General features: G+C 68.5%; 20 protein-coding genes and 1 tRNA gene. 10 read left to right on the forward strand and 11 right to left on the reverse strand.

All coding sequences use genetic code 11. The features are described from left to right. The first annotated feature begins 119 nt into the window (after nucleotides 1-119). Together WBG06_RS08170 and WBG06_RS08175 are read left to right on the forward strand one after the other, a co-directional pair. Nucleotides 120-779, forward strand: a complete 660-nt coding sequence (locus WBG06_RS08170) for an SAF domain-containing protein (protein ID WP_336736093.1) — start codon at nucleotides 120-122, stop codon at nucleotides 777-779. A gap of 66 nt (nucleotides 780-845) precedes the next feature. After that, on the forward strand, nucleotides 846-1,196 hold the full coding sequence (locus WBG06_RS08175; protein ID WP_336736094.1) for an MscL family protein: 351 nt from the start codon (nucleotides 846-848) through the stop codon (nucleotides 1,194-1,196). A 54-nt stretch (nucleotides 1,197-1,250) separates the two neighbouring features. Here WBG06_RS08175 and WBG06_RS08180 read toward each other — a convergent pair whose 3' ends face one another. Both WBG06_RS08180 and WBG06_RS08185 read right to left on the reverse strand, forming a co-directional pair. Then, on the reverse strand, nucleotides 1,251-1,457 hold the full coding sequence (locus WBG06_RS08180; RefSeq protein ID WP_336736095.1) for a hypothetical protein: 207 nt from the start codon (nucleotides 1,455-1,457) through the stop codon (nucleotides 1,251-1,253). Next, nucleotides 1,457-3,484, reverse strand: a complete 2,028-nt coding sequence (locus WBG06_RS08185) for an LCP family glycopolymer transferase (RefSeq protein WP_336736096.1) — start codon at nucleotides 3,482-3,484, stop codon at nucleotides 1,457-1,459. The genes WBG06_RS08180 and WBG06_RS08185 overlap by 1 nt, the downstream gene beginning before the upstream one ends. A 296-nt stretch (nucleotides 3,485-3,780) precedes the next feature. Between WBG06_RS08185 and WBG06_RS08190 the strand changes: the two genes are divergently transcribed. Continuing rightward, a tRNA-Arg gene (locus WBG06_RS08190) sits at nucleotides 3,781-3,856 on the forward strand. 114 nt (nucleotides 3,857-3,970) lie between these two features. Here the strand turns inward: WBG06_RS08190 and WBG06_RS08195 are convergent. Both WBG06_RS08195 and WBG06_RS08200 read right to left on the reverse strand, forming a co-directional pair. Beyond that, entirely contained in the window at nucleotides 3,971-4,567 is a 597-nt protein-coding gene (locus WBG06_RS08195; RefSeq protein WP_336736097.1) for a DUF1349 domain-containing protein, read from the reverse strand. A 5-nt stretch (nucleotides 4,568-4,572) separates the two neighbouring features. Beyond that, nucleotides 4,573-5,748, reverse strand: coding sequence for a saccharopine dehydrogenase family protein (locus WBG06_RS08200; RefSeq protein WP_336736098.1), 1,176 nt, complete (start codon nucleotides 5,746-5,748; stop codon nucleotides 4,573-4,575). A gap of 179 nt (nucleotides 5,749-5,927) precedes the next feature. On the opposite strand from WBG06_RS08200, the gene WBG06_RS08205 reads away from it, so the two are divergent. The 3 genes from WBG06_RS08205 to WBG06_RS08215 are packed head-to-tail and all read left to right on the forward strand — an operon-like array spanning nucleotide 5,928 to nucleotide 7,889. Further along, complete coding sequence (locus tag WBG06_RS08205) at nucleotides 5,928-6,683, forward strand: response regulator transcription factor (RefSeq protein WP_336736099.1); 756 nt, start codon at nucleotides 5,928-5,930, stop codon at nucleotides 6,681-6,683. Nucleotides 6,684-6,714: 31 nt separating this feature from the next. After that, nucleotides 6,715-6,984, forward strand: coding sequence for a DUF2277 domain-containing protein (locus WBG06_RS08210; RefSeq protein ID WP_336736100.1), 270 nt, complete (start codon nucleotides 6,715-6,717; stop codon nucleotides 6,982-6,984). Continuing rightward, nucleotides 6,981-7,889: a Sir2 family NAD-dependent protein deacetylase gene (locus tag WBG06_RS08215; RefSeq protein WP_336736101.1), complete on the forward strand. Its 909-nt coding sequence runs from the start codon at nucleotides 6,981-6,983 to the stop codon at nucleotides 7,887-7,889. The genes WBG06_RS08210 and WBG06_RS08215 overlap by 4 nt, the downstream gene beginning before the upstream one ends. Here WBG06_RS08215 and WBG06_RS08220 read toward each other — a convergent pair. From WBG06_RS08220 to WBG06_RS08250, 7 genes are all read right to left on the reverse strand, one after another. Next, nucleotides 7,875-8,144, reverse strand: coding sequence for a hypothetical protein (locus WBG06_RS08220; protein ID WP_336736102.1), 270 nt, complete (start codon nucleotides 8,142-8,144; stop codon nucleotides 7,875-7,877). The genes WBG06_RS08215 and WBG06_RS08220 overlap by 15 nt on opposite strands. A gap of 193 nt (nucleotides 8,145-8,337) precedes the next feature. Further along, the gene (locus WBG06_RS08225; protein ID WP_336736103.1) at nucleotides 8,338-9,024 is read right to left on the reverse strand and encodes a metal-dependent transcriptional regulator; all 687 of its coding nucleotides are present in this window, start codon (nucleotides 9,022-9,024) and stop codon (nucleotides 8,338-8,340) included. A gap of 100 nt (nucleotides 9,025-9,124) precedes the next feature. After that, the gene (locus WBG06_RS08230; protein WP_336736104.1) at nucleotides 9,125-9,607 is read right to left on the reverse strand and encodes a MarR family winged helix-turn-helix transcriptional regulator; all 483 of its coding nucleotides are present in this window, start codon (nucleotides 9,605-9,607) and stop codon (nucleotides 9,125-9,127) included. Then, nucleotides 9,604-11,172 carry an MDR family MFS transporter gene (locus WBG06_RS08235; RefSeq protein WP_336736105.1) on the reverse strand — a complete coding sequence of 523 codons (1,569 nt, stop codon included), beginning with the start codon at nucleotides 11,170-11,172 and terminating at the stop codon, nucleotides 9,604-9,606. The genes WBG06_RS08230 and WBG06_RS08235 overlap by 4 nt, the downstream gene beginning before the upstream one ends. 374 nt (nucleotides 11,173-11,546) lie before the next feature. Continuing rightward, nucleotides 11,547-13,547 carry an ABC transporter ATP-binding protein gene (locus WBG06_RS08240; protein WP_336736106.1) on the reverse strand — a complete coding sequence of 667 codons (2,001 nt, stop codon included), beginning with the start codon at nucleotides 13,545-13,547 and terminating at the stop codon, nucleotides 11,547-11,549. A 115-nt stretch (nucleotides 13,548-13,662) separates the two neighbouring features. Next, nucleotides 13,663-15,411, reverse strand: coding sequence for an ABC transporter ATP-binding protein (locus WBG06_RS08245; RefSeq protein WP_336736107.1), 1,749 nt, complete (start codon nucleotides 15,409-15,411; stop codon nucleotides 13,663-13,665). Further along, nucleotides 15,411-16,040: a helix-turn-helix domain-containing protein gene (locus tag WBG06_RS08250; RefSeq protein ID WP_336736108.1), complete on the reverse strand. Its 630-nt coding sequence runs from the start codon at nucleotides 16,038-16,040 to the stop codon at nucleotides 15,411-15,413. The genes WBG06_RS08245 and WBG06_RS08250 overlap by 1 nt, the downstream gene beginning before the upstream one ends. A 174-nt stretch (nucleotides 16,041-16,214) precedes the next feature. Between WBG06_RS08250 and WBG06_RS08255 the strand changes: the two genes are divergently transcribed. From WBG06_RS08255 to WBG06_RS08270, 4 genes are all read left to right on the forward strand, one after another. Continuing rightward, nucleotides 16,215-17,924 carry a S8 family peptidase gene (locus WBG06_RS08255; RefSeq protein ID WP_336736109.1) on the forward strand — a complete coding sequence of 570 codons (1,710 nt, stop codon included), beginning with the start codon at nucleotides 16,215-16,217 and terminating at the stop codon, nucleotides 17,922-17,924. A 74-nt stretch (nucleotides 17,925-17,998) separates the two neighbouring features. Further along, nucleotides 17,999-18,622: a nicotinamide riboside transporter PnuC gene (gene pnuC / locus WBG06_RS08260; protein WP_336736110.1), complete on the forward strand. Its 624-nt coding sequence runs from the start codon at nucleotides 17,999-18,001 to the stop codon at nucleotides 18,620-18,622. Then, the gene (locus tag WBG06_RS08265; RefSeq protein ID WP_336736111.1) at nucleotides 18,615-19,652 is read left to right on the forward strand and encodes an AAA family ATPase; all 1,038 of its coding nucleotides are present in this window, start codon (nucleotides 18,615-18,617) and stop codon (nucleotides 19,650-19,652) included. The genes pnuC and WBG06_RS08265 overlap by 8 nt, the downstream gene beginning before the upstream one ends. Then, entirely contained in the window at nucleotides 19,649-21,214 is a 1,566-nt protein-coding gene (locus WBG06_RS08270) for a hypothetical protein (protein ID WP_336736112.1), read from the forward strand. Before WBG06_RS08265 ends, WBG06_RS08270 begins: the two co-directional genes overlap by 4 nt. The last annotated feature ends 197 nt before the right edge of the window (nucleotides 21,215-21,411 follow it).

Consider the following 21,411-nt stretch of genomic DNA (forward strand, 5'->3'; position numbering starts at 1 on the left):
CTGCCGACTCGGCCGACCTGAGTGACGCCTCGGCTGGTTATCCACAGGTTTATTCACAGCATCCTCGGGGTTGTGGATAGTGAGGTGCGGGGATCCGAGCAGCGGCCTAGCGTGCCGGCATGTTCACTCGAATCATGTCTGTCGCCCGCCGCGTACGCCGCGGGGTCCTCGCCCATCGACGCCTGCTGGCGTTCCTGCTGACCGCCTCTGCGGTCGCGATCGCGCTCTCGGCGACTCGGTCGGACCCACCCGACACCTCGACGATGGCGGTCGCCTCCCGAGATCTGCCGGTCGGCACGGTTCTCACCGCGGCCGACCTGACCGACATCGAGACCGACCCCGGCAGCGTGCCCGCCGACCTCGCCGAAGCCCCGCTCGGTGAGCGGCTCGCGGCTCCGCTGCGCCGCGGCGAGCCCGTCACCGACGTACGTCTCGTGGGTCCGTCGTTGACCGACGGCCGTCCCGACCTGGTCGCCGTGCCCGTCCGGCTGCCCGACGCCGAGATGGCCGGTCTGCTCCATGTCGGCGACACCGTCGACCTCTACGTCACCGACCCGGCGACCGCCGAGACGGCCCTGGTCACCACCGACACGCTGATCCTCAGCCTCCCTCGGGCGGCCGAACCGAGCGGCGATGATTCCATGACACAAGGAAAGACCGAGGGGTTTGGCGTCACAAACGCTTCGGCGGGACGTCTGGTCATCGTCGGAGTCGCCGCGAACAGCGTCGAGGACGTCACATCTGCAGGGGTGGGGGGCTACCTCACCTTCGCGTACTGACGGCCCAGGGACGCCATATCCGGGTCTCCTACACCTCACACACTGAGCAACAGGAGTAAGCAAGACATGGACGGATTCAAGAAGTTCCTGCTTCAGGGCGACCTGATCAAGCTCGCGGTCGCCTTCATCATGGGTGCCGCGTTCGCCTCGGTCGTGACAGCGACGGTCGACGTCATCATGGACCTGATCGGCAAGCTCGGCGGCACGCCCGACTTCTCGAACTACGAGCCGGGCGGCGTCAGCGTCGGCGCCTGGCTGACTGCGGTCATCGCCTTCCTGATCATGGCCGCAGTCGTCTACTTCATGATCGTCAAGCCCTACACCGCCGCCAAGGAGCGCTACTTCCCGGACCCCGACCCGGGCGAGACCGAGGTCGACATCCTCAAGCAGATCCGCGACAGCCTGAACGCTCGCTGACGCTGTCCTCGCCAGAAGCGGACCGCCTCGGGCGCCGCTTCGGCAGGTGCCGTCTCACCCACCGTGGTGAGGCGGCACCTGCGATTTCAGCCAACGGTCCGACGCCGACTCCTCCGACTCTGCCGAGGACTCCCGCTCGTCGCTGGTGGTCTCCGGGATCACGTCACCGAAGATCCGCGCCAGCCGCTGCTTGCGCTTCCACTCCGGCTCCGCGGGCTTGTCGGGCCCGCCGGGCCCGTCCGGCTTGTCGGTTTCGGCCATCAGCACAGTCCCGCGCGTTCGCGTGCTGCCTTCGCCTCTTCGGCGATCTCCTCGAGCTCCTCCTCGGAGGGTCCAGCGCTCGCACCCTCGGAGGAGGTGCCGGACGAATCGGCGGACTCGGACTCGTCGCTGGAAGCCGAGCCAGCGGTCTCGCCGTCGGTGGCCTCATCGGTCGCGCTGTCCCCTGATGCCGCGTCGTCCGACTTCTTGCTCTTCTTGCCGGATGCCTCGCCGGCGTCCAGCGCTCCGGCGGCGATCTTCTTGGTCAGCGGCTTGTCGTTGGCGATGGCCTTGAAGACGTTCTTCGCCTTCTCGTCGTCGAGCACGACTCGGTTGGCGTTCTGGGGATCGGTGACCACCGGGATCGTGAGGAACTTGATGTTCTCCATCCCGATGCTCTGGAAGCCGGAGGCGATCTTCGCCATGGTCTCCAGGTTGTCCTTGAGACCTTCATCCATCGTCAAGCCCTTGGTGGCTGCGTTGAGAAAGCCGAGCACCTTCGTCGGGCTGGACAGAGTGTCGCCCGAGAGCAGCTTGGCCGCCATCGCCCCGATGAACGCCTGCTGCCGCTTGGAACGGTCCAGGTCACCACCGTCACCGAGAGTCTCCCCGGTATCGGCCCTGACGCCATGTCGCATCCGGACGTACTCGAGGGCCTTCTTGCCGCTGAGCTTCTGCTTGCCGGCCTTGAACTTGGCACCGGTATAGCGGTCTTCGACCGCTGCGGGCAGGCAGACGTTGACCCCGTCGATGGCGTCGACCATGCCCTTGAAGCTCGCGAAGTCGACCACCACGACATGGTTGACAGTGATGTCGCACTTCTTGCCGCACATGTCGCCGGCGACGTACTCGAGCTGGTCGATCGTGCAGGTCGGACCGCCCGTCGCGTAGGCCTCGTTCCACTGCACGTACTCGGCAGGGCTGGTCGTGTCTCCGTCCTCGGTCTTGCAGGACGGCCGATCCACCATCGTGTCGCGCGGGATGGAGACGCCATAGGCGAACTCCCGGTTGGCGGACAGGTGCAGCAGGATGTTGGTGTCCGACCCACCGCCGCTCTGACCGTCGACACCGCACCCCTTGCAGTCGCGGCTGTCCGACCCCATCACGAGGATGTTGATCGGCTCCTTCGGGCCGACGTCGGCGGCCTTCTCCCCGAGGCTGACGGTTTCGATGTTCGACTTGAGGTTCCGGTAGGTGTAGACCGTGAACAGCCCGACGACCAGCGCGAGCACGAGCAGCGTCGAGCTGAGCACGTGCAGCACGCTGATCCGCGGCTTGTCGCGGCCCTCGTGCTCGTCGGGATAGGGAGCGTACGGCTCCTCGTAACCATCCTGCGACGGGTAGTCGTCATAGGGCTCGTCGTCGTAGTCCGACGCGTACGCCGCGTCTCGACGGTCTGCGGCGGGATAGGCCTCGTGACGAGCCTCGTGCAGCTCGTCACGTGAGGCGGTGCGACCCCGCGGCCGGTCGGCCGAAGCCGGGCGGGGCGCGACGGTGGTCGCGCCGGGGTCGTTCCAGTCGAACTCGCGGGCAGCCGGCGGTGCGAGCTGCTGGTCGGGAGCCGCCGGCGCAGGCGGAGCCGGCTGCGGGTCCTGGCGGTACCACTCCTGTGCAGGGGCGACCGCGGTCTCCTCGGCGACGGGCGCGGGGGCCGGCGGCGGGGGTACGTGACGCCCGGAGCGCGGTGCATCGCGCAGCGGCGGTGCTACCGCCGTCGCGTCCGGGTCGTTCCACTCCTGAGGAACCGGCGGAGCAGGCGTCGGCGACGCTCCCGAGTTCCTCCTGGCCATCGCCTGATAGCGCTCGGCCAGACTCGGATCCCTCCGTGCGGGCTCAGCGTGCGGCGGCTCGGCAACGGGAGGCTCCGCCTGCGCCGGTTCCCGACGGGCCGGACGCGCGGCTCGGCGGCCACCGCCGGACGACGCACCGGTCCCGGGACCAGGAGGCGGAGGCGCCACGAACTCGGACTGCTGCCTCGCCGCCCGCCGGCCACCACCGGACTCCGCCGACGGCGTGTCCGTCGGCACGTCGGCAGCCCGTGCGCCACGGCCTGCCCGAGTCCCCCCGGACTCGTCGCTCGCAGCGTCGTCCGCGCCGTACATCCACTCGAATCCAGATACGCCCGAGCCTGAATCCGCACCCCCACGTCGGGGAGGCATGGAGGGGTCAGGCATAGATCACCGTCACTCGTCGCTGGGAGGGGGGAGGATTCGGGTTGAGTCGACGGTGACTCAACCTACGCGAGAATCCCAAGTTTGACCTGAGACCGCAACGAACCCCAAACCGTAGTATGACCTGTCGCCATGGCAAGATATCCGCGAACGCCCCAGTAGCTCAGTGGATAGAGCAGCCGCCTCCTAAGCGAAAGGTCGCAAGTTCGACTCTTGCCTGGGGCACCAACAAGCAAGAGCAGCCGACTCCCCCAGGGCGAAAGGCCCGCAAGTTCGACTCTTGCCTGGGGCACCAACAAGCAAGAGCAGTCGTCTCCATGAAGCCGCTGACCGGCGGAAACGTCAGTGCAGAGACTTGTCCGGCGCTCCCACTCTCCACTCATGGAACGGGACCTCGAGACCCGCACGTGTCGGCGCACAGAGGAACGGTCCCGCGCTCACCTCGTCGTGGGCAGCGAAAGGAAGCACCCGCACCAGCTGCCACCTCGTCCCCTCCCTGCGCGCCCGGACCGTCAGTGCGTCGTCTGTCCAGCTGACCCGGAACGTCACCCGGGAGGCAACCCACTCCGGAGCGGGCGAGGCCGACCAGTCCGATCGGCCATCAGTGACGACCGCACCGATCTGGGCGACACCGTCGGCGAACTCGATACCAGCCTTGACCCAGCGCTCGTTTGAGGCACGGACGAAGATCCCGGCCTGGTCGAACTGCTGCGAGAACGGCGTGCCGAACCCGACCTCCATGGCTGACCCCGGAGCGAAAGGTGTGAGGAGCGCGTGCTCGGTATCGTGCACGAAACCGTACGCCGTGTGCCGCCATGCGTCGCTCCCCTCAACCGCCGTCGCGACCAAGGTGCCTTCGGGTGTGACGCGTGCGGCGGCCGGCTGATGCGTCCAGCGCCCGGACGACCAGTCGATGTCCTGTGACGAACTCTCGGACATGCCCGTCACTGCGCTTCGACGACCTCGAACCGGATCCCAGCAGCCTGGAGCCGGGCGAGCAGCGCATCCCCCATCGCGACCGCGGTGGTGACGGACCCGGAGGTCTCCGGGAGGGAGTCGAAGGCCAGGCACAGTGCCGACTCGGCGAGCATCTTGGCGGTCTCGGTGTAGCCCGGGTCGCCTCCGGAGACCTTGGTGTGGATCGTCCGGCCGCCGGTCTCGGCGACGAAGTCGACGGTGAACCACGACTTCTCGCGGCGGGACTCCGACGGTCCGGTGCCCTGCTTGACCCGCTCGCCGAGCTTGGCCCGCAACGGTGGCACCTGCATCGCGAGCGCGAGGGCGCCGACGCCGACCGCGCCCCCGACGGCGTACCTCAACGTCTTGGTCCCGGCGAAGTGCGAGTAGGTGAAAGCAGGGCCGTACGCCTCCAGCGCCTGGCCGGAACGGGCGACGATGAACGGGTCGATGGTCGGCAGCGGCAGCAGCCAGTAGCCCAGCTCGCTGTCGCGGCCGAGCGAAGGCTTCGCGGGCCGCGACCGACGGCCCTCCGGCCGCTTCTCGAGCGCCCGGCGCTCGCGCGAGGCCGCCGCCATCTCCCGGGGCCGGGACATCTGCCCCAGCGCGGAGTGGAAGGTGCCGCCGGAGAAGGTCGCGTTGGAGCGCACGACCCCCTTCATCGTCAGCGGACCGGTGATCTCGCCGCCGCGAGCGAGCTCGCGGACCGTGAAGAACGCGCCGAGATCGTGCGGGATCGAGTCGAACCCGCAGGCGTGCACGATCCGGGCACCGTTGAGCCGGGCGACCGCGTCGTACTTCACGAACATCCGGTCGACGAACTCGGGTTCTCCGGTCAGGTCGACGTAGTCGGTGCCGGCCTCCGCGCACGCCTTGACCAGGGGCTCGCCGAACTCCAGGTAGGGACCGACGGTGGTGATCACGACGCGAGCACGAGCCGCCAGGGTGACGAGCGAGGCGGAGTCGTTCACGTCGGCCTGGATGAGCTCGACGTCAGTGGAACCGAGCCCGTCACGCACGGCTTCGAGACGAGACAGGGAGCGGCCCGCGAGCGCCCAGCGCAGGTCTGCGGGGGCGTTCGCCGCGAGATACTCGGCCACCAGACCGCCCGTGAAACCGGTCGCGCCGAACAGGACGATGTCGAGGTCGCGAGAAGTCGTCATGACCGCTACCTTTCCAGAACCTACGAAATCCGAGACGGCACGGGTCTCTGAGTGATCAAATGTTTCATCAATAGGGATACGCTTAAGCGGTTTCTTTTCTTTTGTGCATCAGCAATGAATCAACGACCAGGCACCATCCCCAACCACGAGATGAGTGAGACGAGCCTGTGGGCGACGCGGTGATCAGCGTTCTGCTGGCCGACGGCCACGATGTCGTGCGTGTCGGCGTGCGGACCGTCCTCCAGCCGGAACCGGACATCGAGGTCGTCGGCGAGGCCCGCACCGCCGCCGAGGCACGGCCGCTGATCGCGACGCTCCGTCCCGACGTACTCATCCTCGACTCCTATCTCCCCGACTCCTCCGGCGTGGCGCTGTGCCGCGAGGCGCTGGCGATGAAGAGCGACATCCGCTGCCTGATCCTGGCCACCGACGGCGACGACGAGGTGATGAGCCAGGCGATCATGGCCGGCGCGGCCGGTTATGTGCTCAAGCAGATCGAGGCGTCGAGCCTGGTCTCCGGCGTACGTCTGGTGGCCAGCGGCCACACTCTCTTCGACCCCGAAGCAGCCGCCAAGGTGGTGCACAACGTCGAGGAGCGCCGCCGGATGCACGAGGTGGTCGCCGAGCTGACCCCGCAGCAGCGGCGGATCCTGGTGCTGCTCGCCGAAGGCATATCCAACCGGCAGATCGCCGAGCGGCTCGTGCTGGCGGAGAAGACCGTCAAGAACCACATCACCGGTCTCCTCGCCAAGCTCGGCGTCAGCCACCGCACCCAGGCCGCGCTGATGGCGAGCCAGCTGCTCGAGGACGGTGTCGTGCCCCGGCCGGCACCCCCGGGTGACGACGCCAGGCAGGCCAAGGGCCCCAACGGCGGGCTCGTCCCCCCGCAGCCTCGAAGCCAGGCCCCTTCCCGGACCCCCGGCCGATCCCGGTAATCGTCACGCGGATCCGAGTACCGTGGATGGCATGTGCCGCAACATCCGCCCGCTCCACAACTTCGAGCCGCCCGCCACCAACGACGAGGTCACCGCTGCCGCCCTGCAGTTCGTACGCAAGGTGAGCGGCACGACCAAGCCTTCTGCCGCCAACCAGGAGGCCTTCGACCGCGCCGTCTCCGAGATCGCCCACATCACCCGACATCTCCTCGACGACCTGGTCACCAACGCCCCGAAGAAGAACCGCGAGGTCGAGGCGGCGAAGCGCAAGGCTCGCGCCGAGGCCAGGTACGCCTCGTGACCCTCGCCCCCGGGGCGATCTCCGAGGATTCGTACGCAGCAGCCCTGGCGCTCCTCCAGGACCGGCGCCTCGTGGTGCTGACCGGCGCGGGCGTCTCGACCGACTCAGGGATCCCCGACTACCGCAGCCCGGGCAGCCCGGCGCGGCAGCCGATGACGTTCCAGCAGTTCATCTCGGGGCCGCAGGAGCGGCAGCGCTACTGGGCACGCAGTCATCTCGGCTGGCGACGGATGGGCAGCGCCGTGCCGAACGCCGGCCACCGGGCGATCACCCAGATCGATCCTGAGCTGCTGATCACGCAGAACGTCGACGGCCTGCACGAGCAGGCGGCACCCGAGCTGGCCAGGAGCGGCCGGATCGTGACCCTGCACGGGCGGGTCGCCGACGTGGTCTGCCTGTCGTGCGGCACGGTGAGCCCGCGACGCGAGCTGCAGGCGCGGATGGAGGAGCTCAACGCGGGTTGGGCCGAGGCCCATGCGGACGTGGAGACCCGGCCGGACGGTGACGTCGCACTCGAGGAGACGCAGGACTTCGTCGTACCCGACTGCGAGATCTGCGGCGGCATCCTCAAGCCCGACGTCGTCTTCTTCGGCGAGAACGTCCCCAAGGAGCGGGTCGCCACGTGCATGGCGGCGGTCGACGGGCTCGCTGAGAACCATGGCGTTCGCGCCCGCGGCGAGCAGCGCGAGGGGAAGGGCGTGCTGCTCGTCGCGGGCTCGAGCCTGGCGGTGATGAGCGGCTATCGGTTCGTACGCCGGGCGGCGAAGGCCGGGATCCCGGTCGTCATCGTCAACCGCGGAGCCACCCGGGGCGATGGGGAGGCTGCGTACAAGCTGGAGGTCGGGACCAGCGAGTTCCTCACCTCCTTGGCACAGATCAGATCCAGGGGTTCAAGCAGAGCGTGACTGGAACGGCAGCTCGCCCATGCGGCCGGCGGCCTCGTCGACCGACAGCCTGGCTCCGATGAAGAAGTGGTAGACCGGTCCCTCGTCGATCAGCAGCACCTTCGCGCTGTGGAAGTCACCACCGAGGTCGGTGAGCACGATCTCCTCGCCGCGCTCGAGGTGCCGGGTCAGGCCGGTGTCGGTGTGGTGGACGGCGACAGGGCGGAACGTCTCATCCAGCTCGTGACCGCGAGCGGGCAGATGAACGACCTCCATAGAGCTCTCCCCTCCGGAGACCCCCGCAAGTCTCGACATGACAACCGCTGCAGTCCAGATCCCTGGCCAACAGCAGGCCTCGCACGTCAAACATAAGCATCGATGACGTATTCGGTCCAGAGCGGTGTGCCAGATTCTGCCGACGTCGAGAGAATTTCACCCGCAGTCGGGCCGCGCGATGTCGATCGGAAGGTCAGAGGGCCTTGACGAAGATGTGGTCGGCGGCCTCGGGGATGATCTCGGCGGTCTCGCCGCCGGAGCCGAGCAGGACGCCGTCGGGAGTGGCCTTGATGGCAACCGTCTGGTCGGGGGTCGCACCGACCCGACGCAGGGCGCTCATCAGCGACTCGTCCTTCTGCATCTCCTCGGAGATACGCCGCACCAGGACGGTCGCGCGCTCGGCGCCCGCTGCAGCGGTGAGCGACTGGACGCCAGCCATGAAGTCCTCGTCGGCCGGCTTGCCGCCGAGCTCGTCGAGACCCGGGATCGGGTTGCCGTAGGGCGACTCGGTCGGGTCACCGAGCAGGTCGAGCAGGCGCTTCTCCACGGTCTCCGACATGACGTGCTCCCAGCGGCACGCCTCCTCGTGGACGAGCTCCCAGTCAAGGCCGATGACGTCGGTGAGCAGCCGCTCGGCGAGCCGGTGCTTGCGCATCACCCGGGTCGCCAGCCGAAGACCCTCGTCGGTGAGCTGCAGGTGGCGGTCACCCTCGACGGTGAGCAGACCGTCGCGCTCCATCCGGGCGACGGTCTGGGAGACCGTGGGACCGGACTGGTGCAGTCGCTCGGCGATGCGGGCGCGCAGCGGAACGATCCCCTCCTCGACCAGCTCGTAGATGGTGCGGAGGTACATCTCGGTAGTGTCGATCAGGTCGCTCACGAGCTAATCCTACATCCTTGAATCAGTCAGAAAAACCGAACTCAGCAGGGTGTGTCCCGAACGACGTCGACCTGCACCAGAGACCCGCGCGACGGATCCCCTAGGAGCCCTGACCCTCGAGGGCTTCGTTGTATCTGGACAGCATAGCGCTGAGCCGGTCGATGTCGTCGGGACTCCAGTCGGACAGCCGGTCGCTGAAACGTACGCGGCGCTCGCGGGCAACCCGGTCGAGCCCTTCGCGCGCCTCGGCGGTCAGCGAGACCAGACTGGCCCGGCCGTCCTCGGGATCGGGGTGACGCTCGAGCAAGCCGAGGTCGACGATCGCCTGCACCATTCGGCTGACCGCCCCCTTGTCGATGCCGAGCCCGTCGACGAGAGCGGAGGCCCGGAGAGGGCCGTGCTCGGCGACCCAGGTCAGCACCATGTAGCCACCCGGCGGCAGGTCGGGATGGAGCATCCGGCCACGGATGCGCATCGCCCGCTTCGCCCGACGCATGAGCACACCGACCTCGGCCTCGAGCCGGATCAGCGACTCCACCCGCGGGGCGTCGATCGCGTCGTCCACAGCGGGCTCGTCAGTCATGTCCGCACAGCTCCCTCGGCTTCGGCCTCCACGAGGGCCTTCTCGTCGGGGAGGTCCTCGACGGTCGTCCTCAGCGGGACCTCCTTGATGGCCACGATAGCGACGAGGGCGAGCAACGCGCACGGGATGGCCACCAGGAAGAGGTCGGCGGTCGCGACGGCGAAGGCGTGCTCATAGAGCGCCTGCATCGCGCTCGGCATGCCGGCCGGGTCGGCGAGCCCGCCGCTCTGCAGGCTCTGCAGCTCCTCGGGCGTCACCTTCCCGCTGGCGACCAGCTCAGGGACGCCGTCGGTGATGACGTCCTCGACCCGGTGGGAGAGCACGGCGCCGAGCGCAGCGATGCCGATCGACCCGCCCATCGACCGGAAGAAGGCGACGACCGAGGAGCCGGCACCCATGTCCTTCGTGTCGAGGTTGTTCTGCACCGCGAGCACGAGGTTCTGGTTGGTGGCTCCGACGCCGAGACCGACGACCGCCATGAACGCGCCGACGACGGCCAGATTGGTGTGCTCGTCGATGGTGCTGAGCAGGTAGAGCCCGATCGGCAGCATGGTGCCACCGAAGACCAGGTAGCGCTTCCAGCGTCCGGTGGAGCTGATCAGGCGACCGGTGACCATGCCGGCGACCGAGAGCCCGAGCACCATGCAGATCGACATCAGGCCCGCGTGGGTCGGCGTCATCCCCCGAGCGGTCTGGAAGTACTGCTGCAGGTAGACCGTCGCACCGAACATCCCGGCACCGACGAAGAACGACGCGAACGTGGAGAGCACCATGGTCCGGTCGCGGAAGAGCCGCAGCGGGATGATCGGCTCCTTGGCGAACCTCCCCTCGACCAGCAACGCGAGAGCGAGCACGACGACGCTGCCCGCGACCAGGGCGTACGAGGTGAGCGACGCCCACTCGAAGGACTCGCCACCCAGGGTGACCCAGATCAGCAGCGCCGAGACACCGGCGACCAGCAGGAACGCACCGAGGTAGTCGATGCTGACCTCGCGACGAACGTGCGGGAGGTGCAGGGTCTTCTGCAGCAGGATGAAGGCGACCACCGCGAACGGCACACCGACGTAGAAGACGCCGGGCCAGCCGAACGAGGAGTCGACGATGACGCCGCCGACCAGCGGGCCGATGACCGTCGCCAGGGCGAAGACGGCGCCGATGTAGCCGGAGTAGCGGCCGCGCTCACGCGGGGAGACGATCATCGCGATGATCACCTGGATCAGCGCGACGATGCCACCCATCCCGAGCCCCGCGATGACACGTCCGGTGATGATCACCGGCATCGACGGCGCCAGACCACAGATCGCCGAGCCGACGATGAACAGGCCGAGCGCGACCTGGACCAGGACCTTCTTGTTGTAGAGGTCGGCGAGCTTGCCCCAGATCGGCGTCGTCGCGGTCATCGCCAGCATGCTCGAGACGACGATCCAGGTGTAGCCGCCCTGGGTACCGCCGAGGTCGGTCACGATCCGCGGCAGGGCGTTGGCGACCGACGTGCTGGACAACATCGCGACGAACAGCGCCATCAGCAGGCCGGAGAGGACCTCCATGATCTGGCGGTGGCTCATCTCCGGCGCCGCGATGGCCTGCGAAGACTGATGGGACTCTGACAAGGACTGCCTCGGCTCTCACGTACATCGGTTGAATATCGTCAACCAATGTATGCGAGATTAGTTGCTAAACGCAACTTGTCGCGCGTGAAAACGGAGCGACCCGCAGGCGGGCCAGGTGGCCGACCCGGTGGATGAGTCCGGTACGCCTGCGGGTCGGGTGGCTGCCGTTGGATTGCCAGCTCCCCATCCATGGTTGGAGGGCTGCTAGCGAGCAGCCACCTCACGCATCCAATCGTTCTTCATCTGATCGGATCACCTCCTTTCCCGTGTGCCTCAACGGTAGGCGCCGGGCCGTGCCGGGATCAAAGGGTTTATTCTCGGCGCCCCTCTCAGGCGGTGGCCGGCTCCTCGTCCACGATCGCGTGGCTGAACTGCGACCGGTAGAGCTCGGCGTACGCCCCGCCGGCCTCGAGCAGCTCGGCGTGGTTGCCCTGCTCGACGATCGCGCCGTCGCGCATGACCAGGATCAGGTCGGCGTCGCGGATCGTGGAGAGCCGGTGGGCGATCACGAAGGACGTACGGTCCGAGCGCAGCGCGGCCATGGCGTGCTGCAGGAGCAGCTCGGTGCGGGTGTCGACCGAGGAGGTCGCCTCGTCGAGGATCAGCAGCGACGGCTCGGCGAGGAAGGCCCGCGCGATGGTGATCAGCTGCCGCTCGCCTGCCGACAGGTTGCCGCCTTCGTCGGTGATCAGGGTGTCGTAGCCGTCGGGGAGCGAGTGCACGAACCTGTCGACGTACGTCGCCCTGGCCGCTTCGAGGAGCTCCTCCTCGGTCGCGGACGGCCGTCCGTAGCGGATGTTGTCGCGGATCGTCCCCTCGAAGAGCCAGGTGTCCTGGAGCACCATGCCGGTGCGCTCGCGCAGGTCGGCGCGGGGCATCGAGGCGATGTCGACACCGTCGAGGGTGATCCGGCCGGCGTCGAGCTCGTAGAACCTCATGATCAGGTTGACCAGCGTGGTCTTGCCGGCGCCGGTGGGACCGACGATCGCGACGGTCTGGCCGGGGCGGGCCACCAGGGACAGGTCCTCGATGAGCGGCCTGTCCTCGTCGTAGGAGAAGGAGACGTGCTCGAAGCGGACCTCGCCCGCACCGGCGTCGCCGGCCCGGCGAGCACCCGCATCGGGCGACTGCTCCTCGGCGTCGAGCAGCTCGAAGACGCGCTCGGCCGAGGCGACGCCGGACTGCAGCAGGTTCATCATCGAGGCCAGGGTGGTGATCGGCTGGGTGAACTGGCGGGAGTACTGGATGAAGGCCTGCAGCTCGCCGAGGCTCAGAGCCCCGCTGGCGACCCGGAGCGACCCGACGACACAGACCACCACGAACATCAGGTTGCCGACGAACATCATCAGCGGCATCAGGATCCCGCTGATGAACTGGGCCTTGAAGGCCGCGGCGAAGAGCTTGTCGTTCTCCTCGGCGAAGGTCGTCTCGACCTCCTCCTGGCGGCCGAAGACCTTGACCAGGTCGTGCCCGGAGAAGGTCTCCTCGATGTGGCCGTTGAGCTTGCCGGTGTGGCGCCACTGCGCCACGAACTGGCCCTGTGACCGCTTCATCACGGCGCGGGTGACCACCAGCGAGACCGGCACCGCGAGCAGCGCGATCAAGGCCAGCACCGGGCTGATCCAGAACATCATGAACAGCACCGTGACCAGCGTGAACAGCGCGGTCAGCACCTGGCTGAAGGTCTGCTGCAGCGTCTGGCTGATGTTGTCGATGTCGTTGGTGACCCGGCTGAGCAGCTCCCCGCGGGGCTGCTTGTCGAAGTAGGAGAGCGGGACGCTGTGGACCTTCTTCTCGACGTCCTCGCGCAGACCCTTGACGGTGCCCTGGACGACCGAGTTGAGGATCCAGCCCTGCAGGAAGGAGAGCAGGGACGCGACGAGGTAGACGGCGAGCACCACGAGCAGCGCATTGCGCAGCGCGTCGAAGTCGACGCCCTGGCCGGGGGTGACGTGGTCCATCCCGGAGAGCATGTCGGCGAGCTTGTCGTCGCCCTGGGCGCGCAGCCCCTCGACCGCCTGCTCCTGGGTGACCCCCGCCGGCAGCTCCCGGGAGAAGACACCGCCGAAGATGATGTCGGTCGCCTTGCCGAGCAGCCAGGGCCCCAACGACATCAGCGTCACGCTGATCGCGGCCAGCACGATGGTCGCGACAGCATGCAGCTTGTAGGGCGCCATCCTCCCCAGGAGGCGCTTCGCCGAGGGGACGAAGGTCATCGCCTTGTCCCCCACCGCGCCACCGCCACCCATCGGGCCGGGGCCGCCTTGCGGACGTACGATCCGCTCGGTCTTCTTCATCTGGCCGTTCTGGCCGGTCTTCTGGTCGCTCATGCCGCGGGCTCCTCGGGTGACGCTGACCGAGTTACCTCGGTGTGGATGCAGTTCCCTCGCGGAGTTCCACGAAGGAGGTGGCCACCGACCGAGTTACCTCGGTGAACATTCAGCCTCATGCCGCGGCCTCCTCTGCGCTGAGCTGCGAGGAGACGATCTCCTGGTAGGTGGCGTTGGCGGCGAGCAGCTCGTCGTGGGTGCCCTCACCGACGATGGCGCCGTCCTCGAGCACGAGGATCTTGTCGGCGTCACGGATGGTGGAGACCCGCTGGGCGACGACGATGACGGTGGCGTTGCGGGTCTCGGGGGCGAGCGCCGCGCGGAGCCGGGCGTCGGTGGCGACGTCGAGGGCGGAGAAGGAGTCGTCGAAGAGGTAGATGTCGGGCCTCCTCACGAGGGCGCGGGCGATGGCCAGGCGTTGCCGCTGGCCGCCGGAGACGTTGGTGCCTCCCTGGTCGATCTCGGCGTCCAGGCCGGTGCCGTCCTCAGGCGCCATCCGCTCCACGAAGTCACGCGCCTGAGCGACCTCGAGCGCGTGCCAGAGCTCCTCGTCGGTGGCGTCCGGCTTGCCGTGGAGCAGGTTGGAACGGACGGTGCCGGTGAACAGGAAGGCTTTCTGCGGCACCAGCCCGAGAGAGCTGCGCAGGGTGGCCGGGTCGAGGTCGCGTACGTCGACACCGCCGACCCGGACGACACCGGCCGTCGCGTCGAAGAGCCGGGGCACGAGGCCCAGGAGGGTCGTCTTGCCGGCACCGGTCGAGCCGATGATCGCGACGGTCTGCCCGGGCCGGGCCTCGAAGGTCAGGTCGTGGAGGACGGGATGGTCGGCGCCGGGATAGGTGAACCCGGCCCCGACCATGTCGACGTACCCGCGACGGGAGAGCTCGGTGACGCCTGCGGCGGGGGGAACCACGCTGGTCTCGGTGTCGAGGACCTCGGCGATGCGGTCGGCGCAGACGGCCGCGCGCGGCACCTGCATGAGCATGAAGGTGCCCATCATGATCGACATCAGGATCTGCATCAGGTACTGCAGGAACGCGGTCAGCGGACCGACCTGCATCACCCCGTTGTCCACCCGGATGCCACCGAACCAGATCACCGCGACGCTGGCGACGTTGATGACCAGAATCATCAGCGGGAACATCGTCGACATCCAGCGTCCGGCCCGCAGCGCGACGTCGGTGAGCTCGTCGTTGGCGCGCGCGAAGCGCGCGGTCTCCTGGGGCTCGCGTACGAACGCACGGATCACCCGGATGCCGGTGATCTGCTCGCGCAGGATGCGGTTGACCGCGTCGATGCGCTCCTGCACCTTGCGGAAGTTGGGGACCATGCCGCGTACGACCACGGCCATGGAGACGAGCAGCACGGGGATGACGACCGCGAGCAGCCAGGAGAGCCCAGCGTCCACGCGGATCGCCATCGCGACGCCGCCGACCATCATCATCGGCACCATCACCGCGAGCGTGCAGGTGAGCACGGCGAGCATCTGGACCTGCTGGACGTCGTTGGTGGTCCGGGTGATCAGCGAGGGAGCACCGAAGCGGCCGACCTCACGGGCGCTGAAGGAGCCGACCCTGGCAAAGATCGCCGCGCGCAGGTCACGCCCGAAGCTCATCGAGCTGCGCGCCGCGAAGTAGACGCTGATGATCGAGCACACGATCTGCACGAACGCGACGCCGAGCATGATCGCGCCGGTTCGGACGATGTAGTCGGTGTCACCCGTGGCCACGCCCTTGTCGATGATGTCGGCGTTCAGGCTGGGCAGCAGCATGAACGCCGAGGTCGAGAGGAGCTGCAGGATCGCGATGACGACCAGGAACCTCTTGTACGGGAGCAGGTAGTCCCGGAGCAGTCGAAGAAGCATCAGTGAGTCTCTCTGGTCAAGATGCCGCCGAGCAGCACGTCGATGACGTCCTCGCTGCTCAACGGCTGGTTTTCTCGGTTCAGGCCGGGGAACCAGGCCCCGGTCGTGAGGCTGCGCAGCACCAGCGCGGCCTTTCTCGGCGAAAGTCGTAGCTCGCTCTCATAGGGCTCGAAGACGAGCCTGGCCAGGTTGTCGACCAGCGCGTTGTTGCCTTCGGTGACGAACCTCGGCGGCCCCATGCGCGGGCGTACGCCCCCAGGGTCCGCCTCTTCGAACAGGGTCGAGCGCACCGCCATCATCACGAGGACGCCGCGCCGCGCGGAGGTCGTGAGCAGGTCGATGACGGCGCGGAGCCTGTCCTCGATGTCGGTGGCGCCTTCCACGACCTCCGCGATCTCCTGCCCTGCCCGGGCGGGGTCGAAGACGTTCTCGGCCACCGCACGGTAGAGCTCCCGCTTGTCACGGAAGTGCCGGAAGATCGTGCCTTCGGCGACGCCCGCCGCCTCGGCGATCAACCGCGTGGTCGTCGCCGTGCCGTGCTGGATCAACAGCGTCTCGGTCGCCGCGATGATCGCGGCACGTCGATCTGCTGCGGGAATCGGCTTGGCCCGCGTACGTCGTTCGTCCACATCCGCCATCGTAAATGAGTGAGCACTCACTCACAACCAGATTTGTCGAGGTGCCGCCAAACCCCTGTTGGCCGCCTGTCGTCTGAGGCATGCTGACCCCACTGTCGGGCCGACACGGGCCGTGGCAGCGGTGGTCCCGACAATCTCGACCACCGAATCCGGAATGGAGACAGCATGCGTAGGTTGTTGACAGGTGCGACCGCAGTCGCGCTGGGGGTCACCGGCACCCTCGTCATGGCGAGCTCGGGCAACGCCACCTCCGACCAGGAGGTCCGCTATGTCGTGGCATATGCCGAGGGATCCTCGGCCGCCGACGCCCGTGCCGCGGTGAAGGCCGCCGGGGGCGAGATCGTCTCGGAGAACAGTGCCATCGGTGTCGCGACGGTCGCCGCGGACGAAGGCTTCGCCGAGGCGGCGAACGCCTCGAGCGCCCTCGTGGGCGCCGCCCGTGACCGGGCCGTGGGCGCCACCACCCCTGAGGCGGCCAGCAAGGCCCGCAAGCAGGAGGTGTCGAAGGTCGAGACCGAGTTCCGCAGCGGCAAGGGCAACGCCCCCAAGACCCCGAAGCCCAAGGGGTCCTCGGAGCCGCTCTCCGGTCTGCAGTGGGACATGGAGCAGATCGACGCGGGCGCGGCCAACAAGACCGAGCGCGGCAAGGGCGTCCGCGTCGGCATCATGGACACCGGTGTCGACGGGTCGCACCCCGACATCGCGCCGAACTTCGACGCCGAGCTGAGCCGCAACTTCACCACCGACATCCCGGTCGACGCCAACGGCGCCACGGTCGACGGCCCGTGTGCCGACGAGCCCGACGCCTCCTGCGAGGACGGCAACGACGTCGACGAGAACGGCCACGGCACCCACGTCGCCTCGACCATCGCCTCGCCGGTCAACGGCGTCGGCATCACCGGCGTCGCCCCCGAGGCCGACATCGTCAACCTGCGCGTCGGCCAGGACTCCGGCTACTTTTTCCTGCAGCCGTCCCTCGACGCGCTGACCTACGCGGGCCGCAACGGCATCGACGTGGTCAACATGAGCTACTACATCGACCCGTGGCTGTTCAACTGCACCAGCCACCCGGCCGACTCCCCCGAGGACCAGGCCGAGCAGGCCACGATCATCACCGCCATGCAGCGTGGTCTCGACTACGCCCGCGCCCGCGGCGTGACCCTGGTCGCCGCTGCCGGCAACCAGGCGATCGACTACACCAAGCCGCAGACCGACGCGAGCAGCCCCGACTTCGCCAGCGAGCCCGGTGAGGCCGCGTACGTCCGCGACATGCTCGACCCCGAGTCGTGCGTCTCGATGCCCACCGAGGGTGACGGCGTCATCGCGGTGAGCGCCACCGGTCCGTCCGAGCGCAAGTCCTACTACTCCAGCTACGGCGACGGCTTCATCGACGTCGCTGCGCCTGGCGGGGACGCGTACGACTCCGCCGACGGGACCCGCGACTACACCGCCAACATCCTGGCCGCCTACCCCTACGACCTGGCCGTGTCCGAGGGCGCGATCGACCCGGCGACCGGCGAGGTCAAGGTCCCGTGGGCCGTCGCGGACTGCTCCAGCGGTGAGTGCTCCTACTACCAGTACCTGCAGGGCACCTCGATGGCCTCCCCGCACGCTGCCGGTGTCGCCGCGCTGATCGTCGGTGAATACGGCCACCGCGACCGCTCCGGCAAGGCTCTCTCGCCCAAGAAGGTCGAGAAGATCCTGCTCAAGTCGGCCACCGACAAGGCCTGCCCGGTACCGGCGGACTTCACCTACGTACGCCACCTGCCCAACGGCACCACGGCGACCTCGACCCACACCTGCGAGGGTGGCGAGGCCCCGAACGGCTTCTACGGCAGCGGCATCGTCAACGCGAAGGCGGCGGTCGGACGCTGACCTCGTCCCAGCCGCGAAGGGCCCGGATGCTCGACCCGAGCACCCGGGCCCTTCCCGTCCCATAGGGTTCGGCCATGCAGAGTTGGTGGGTGGCGCACTGGGTCGAGATCGCGGGAGTCGTCACCGGGGCGGCGTGCGTGATCCTGGCGGCACGACGGAGCATGTGGACCTATCCGGTCGGGATCGCCAACACCGCGCTCTACCTGGTCGTCTTCGCCGGGAGCGCCCTCTATGCCGACGCGGCGCTGCAGATCATGTTCATGGTCCTCTCCGTGACCGGCTGGGTGGACTGGGCGATGGCCAGACGCCGGGAGTCTGAGGCACAGCTGCGTCGAGACGAGGCCTTCGTCGGGTCCGCCACCACCCGGACCCTGTTCCTGCTGGCGCTCGGGTTCGTGGTGGCGCTCGCAGCGATCGCGTACGTCCTCTTCGCTTTCACCGACTCCACGACCGAGCTGCCCGACGCCACCGTGACCGCGGGCAGCGTGATCGCCCAGATCATGCTCAACCGGCGCTGGTGGCAGTCCTGGCTGGTCTGGCTGGCCGTCGACATCGTCTCCGTCGGCCTGTACGCCGCCAAGGGGCTGTGGCCGACGGCGGTGCTCTATCTGGGCTTCTGCGTGATCGTCCTGGTCGCGCTGCGGGACTGGCGCCGGGTGCGGGTCACCCAGCGCGCGAAGGAGGTCGCGGGTGTCTGAGACGAAGCCGTTCGGGCACGGCTTGGTGCTCGGGAAGTTCTACCCGTTCCACGCCGGCCACCAGGCGCTCATCCGGGTGGCCCTGCGGGCCTGTGACCGGGTCACCGTCGAGCTCCTCGGCTCGCAGGTCGAGACCATCCCGCTCGAGGTACGCGCGGAGTGGCTGCGCGAGGAGCACCCGACCGCCCACGTGGTCGCCGCGATGGACGAGGCCCGGGTCGACTTCGACGACCCGGCCGCCTGGGACGAGCACATGGTCGTCATCTCCGACCTTCTCCCGGCCCCGGTCGATGCGGTCTTCTCCTCCGACGCCTACGGCGAGGAGCTCGCCCGGCGGCTGGACGCGACCTGGGTCCAGGTCGATCCCGGCCGGACGTTCAACGAGGTCTCGGGGACCGCGATCCGCCGCGACCCGGCCGCGCACTGGGCCGACCTGCCCGCGCCGGTCCGCGCCTGGCTCACCGAGCGGGTCGTGGTGCTCGGCGCGGAGTCGACCGGAACCACGACGCTGGCCGAACAACTCGCCGCCGACCTAGGCACCCACTGTGTCCCGGAGTACGGACGGCTCTGGTCCGAGATCCGCCCCGGCGGCCTGTTCGCACCCTGGCGCAGCGACGAGTTCGACCTCATCGTCGACCGGCAGATCGGCTGGGAGGACGCCGCCCGCCGGCGGGTGCCGAAGCCGGTCCTGGTCTGCGACACCGACGTACTGGCGACGACGCTGTGGCACGAGCGCTACGTCGGCCCCACTCCCGACCACCTCCTCGAGCGCGCCGCCGCTCATCAGCCGGTCGCGTACGTGCTGACCGGGGACGAGATCCCGTTCGTGCAGGATGGGATGCGCGATGGCGAGCACCTCCGGCACCGGATGCAGGACCGGTTCCGCGAGGTGCTCACCGAGCAGCCCGTGCCGTGGATCGAGGTCCGCGGCAGCGTGCAGGAGCGGCTCGCCGCCACCCAAGAGTTCCTCGAGCCGCTGCTCGGGCGAAGCAACCGGATCGGCCCGTCACTGGAGGAGCTGAACAGATGAGCGACCGCTGGCAGAAGACGTCCGCCTCGCCGACCGTCCCGCACGTGCAGCACGGCGGGCCGCGCGACGGGCTCACCGCCGCCGACCTGTTCCGGTCCCCGGACGAGACCGTGGCGCTGGACGAGAAGCTGCGGCGTACGTATTTCTGGTTGGTCAACAAGGCGGTGATCTCGCCGTTCTACGACGTCGAGTTCGACGCCGCGAAGGCCAACCGGTTCCCGCTCGGCGACGCGGGCGCGGAGATCACGCTGCCGACCCAGCCGGCCTACTCCTCCAACGTGCTGCTGCCGCTGCTCACCTTCGCGGTCGGCGGCAAGTGTCTGATGATCGGCGGGCCCGGGCGCGGCAAGACGACCCTCGCGGTGCTGATGGGCGTGCTGTCGGGGTCCACCCCAGACGATGTGAGACGCCACCTGCAGCAGGGGCAGCCGCAGCTGACCGTCTCCGACCTGGTCGGGCTGCCGCTTCCCCGGGACCTCGTCGCCGCGGGATCGCTGGCAGAGATCACGATCGCCTGGAAGTCCTGGCTGACCGAGCGCGTCAAGATCGTCGACGAATACAACCGCATCCCCACCAAGACCCAGTCGGCGCTGCTCACGATGGTCGCCGAGGGCTACGTCGAGAGCCATGACCAGCTGCGCCGGACGGCTCCGAGCGAGGGGGTCGAGAGCTGGTTCTTCACCGCCAACGACGACGCCGGCGGCGGCACCTTCCAGGTCATCCAGGCCCTCAAGGACCGGCTCGACGTCACCGTGCAGGCGTTCGGCTTCAACGGCCGCTTCTTCGACGAGCTGGTCACCCGGGTCGAGGCCGGCGAGCGGCCGGAGGAGCACGTGCCGTCCTCGCTGGTCTTCTCCCCCGACGAGCAGACCGCGATGCTGACCGCGATCCGGGCGGTGCCGCTGCCCGCCGACGTACGCCGGAAGCTGGAGTACTTCACCGGGCAGTTCGAGTTCGTGCAGCACGGTGGACGGCGCTTCGAATACCGCACCAAGGACGTCGTCGCGACCGCCGGCGGCGACGTGAGCGCGGTCATCGACGCCAACTCTGGCGCCGACCTGGTCGTCGACCTCGGCGCGCAGACGCTCAACGGCCTCTCCGTGCGGGCGCTGCAGACCCTGATCCTGTACGCCAAGGCCTCCGCCTGGTTCCGGGGCGCCGCCTCCGTCGGGCTCGACGACGTGCGCGCCATGGTGCCGTTCGTGCTCCGCGGCAAGCTGCTGCCCAACCCGCAGCACCCGCGCTTCGAGGCCGGCGACAAGGAGCTCGCCCACGATCCGGCCTCGTGGCTGATCGACCTCTTCGACACCGCGATGAAGCAGTACGTCGCGCTCGGCCTCGACGCTGCCGACCCCGTCGGCGACCTGCTCGCCGAGCTCGGGGGCGGCCTGGACGGGCTCGACCGGCTGACCGTCTCGCAGCGGCTCACCCGGATCGAGTCGGAGGTCGGCCGGATCTCGAAGGTCGGCAAGATCTACGGCCGCGACTACGACGACCTCGTCGCGCTGAAGTATCTCCACCAGCGCTACTCCAACTATCTCCACTGGCTGGAGGGAGCATGATCCGGCGCCCGGGGCACTCGGTGAACGCCTCGGTGAGGCTTGGTGCGGCGTCTTTACCTGCGGTGGCTGGTCTCGATCTCGATCTCGCCGCCGCCAACGTCGCGCGCTGGGGCGGAGATCAGAATCTGTACGCCGCGTTCCTGGCCGCTGGGCTGGCGGCCCAATCCGCGGATGCTCACCGAGGCGATGTCCTGAGC

Source organism: Nocardioides sp. CCNWLW239 (assembly GCF_037137035.1).
In the GTDB taxonomy this organism is placed as follows: domain Bacteria; phylum Actinomycetota; class Actinomycetes; order Propionibacteriales; family Nocardioidaceae; genus Nocardioides.

Coding starts and splice junctions, on each gene's coding strand:
- WBG06_RS08270 (WP_336736112.1), top strand. CDS start 19,649: ATGAGCGACCGCTGGCAGAAGACGTCCGCCTCGCCGACCGTCCCGCAC.
- WBG06_RS08245 (WP_336736107.1), bottom strand. CDS start 15,411: ATGCTTCTTCGACTGCTCCGGGACTACCTGCTCCCGTACAAGAGGTTC.
- WBG06_RS08255 (WP_336736109.1), top strand. CDS start 16,215: ATGCGTAGGTTGTTGACAGGTGCGACCGCAGTCGCGCTGGGGGTCACC.
- WBG06_RS08210 (WP_336736100.1), top strand. CDS start 6,715: ATGTGCCGCAACATCCGCCCGCTCCACAACTTCGAGCCGCCCGCCACC.
- WBG06_RS08240 (WP_336736106.1), bottom strand. CDS start 13,547: ATGAGCGACCAGAAGACCGGCCAGAACGGCCAGATGAAGAAGACCGAG.
- WBG06_RS08180 (WP_336736095.1), bottom strand. CDS start 1,457: ATGGCCGAAACCGACAAGCCGGACGGGCCCGGCGGGCCCGACAAGCCC.
- WBG06_RS08175 (WP_336736094.1), top strand. CDS start 846: ATGGACGGATTCAAGAAGTTCCTGCTTCAGGGCGACCTGATCAAGCTC.
- pnuC (WP_336736110.1), top strand. CDS start 17,999: ATGCAGAGTTGGTGGGTGGCGCACTGGGTCGAGATCGCGGGAGTCGTC.
- WBG06_RS08230 (WP_336736104.1), bottom strand. CDS start 9,607: ATGACTGACGAGCCCGCTGTGGACGACGCGATCGACGCCCCGCGGGTG.
- WBG06_RS08170 (WP_336736093.1), top strand. CDS start 120: ATGTTCACTCGAATCATGTCTGTCGCCCGCCGCGTACGCCGCGGGGTC.
- WBG06_RS08200 (WP_336736098.1), bottom strand. CDS start 5,748: ATGACGACTTCTCGCGACCTCGACATCGTCCTGTTCGGCGCGACCGGT.
- WBG06_RS08235 (WP_336736105.1), bottom strand. CDS start 11,172: ATGAGCCACCGCCAGATCATGGAGGTCCTCTCCGGCCTGCTGATGGCG.
- WBG06_RS08195 (WP_336736097.1), bottom strand. CDS start 4,567: ATGTCCGAGAGTTCGTCACAGGACATCGACTGGTCGTCCGGGCGCTGG.
- WBG06_RS08220 (WP_336736102.1), bottom strand. CDS start 8,144: ATGGAGGTCGTTCATCTGCCCGCTCGCGGTCACGAGCTGGATGAGACG.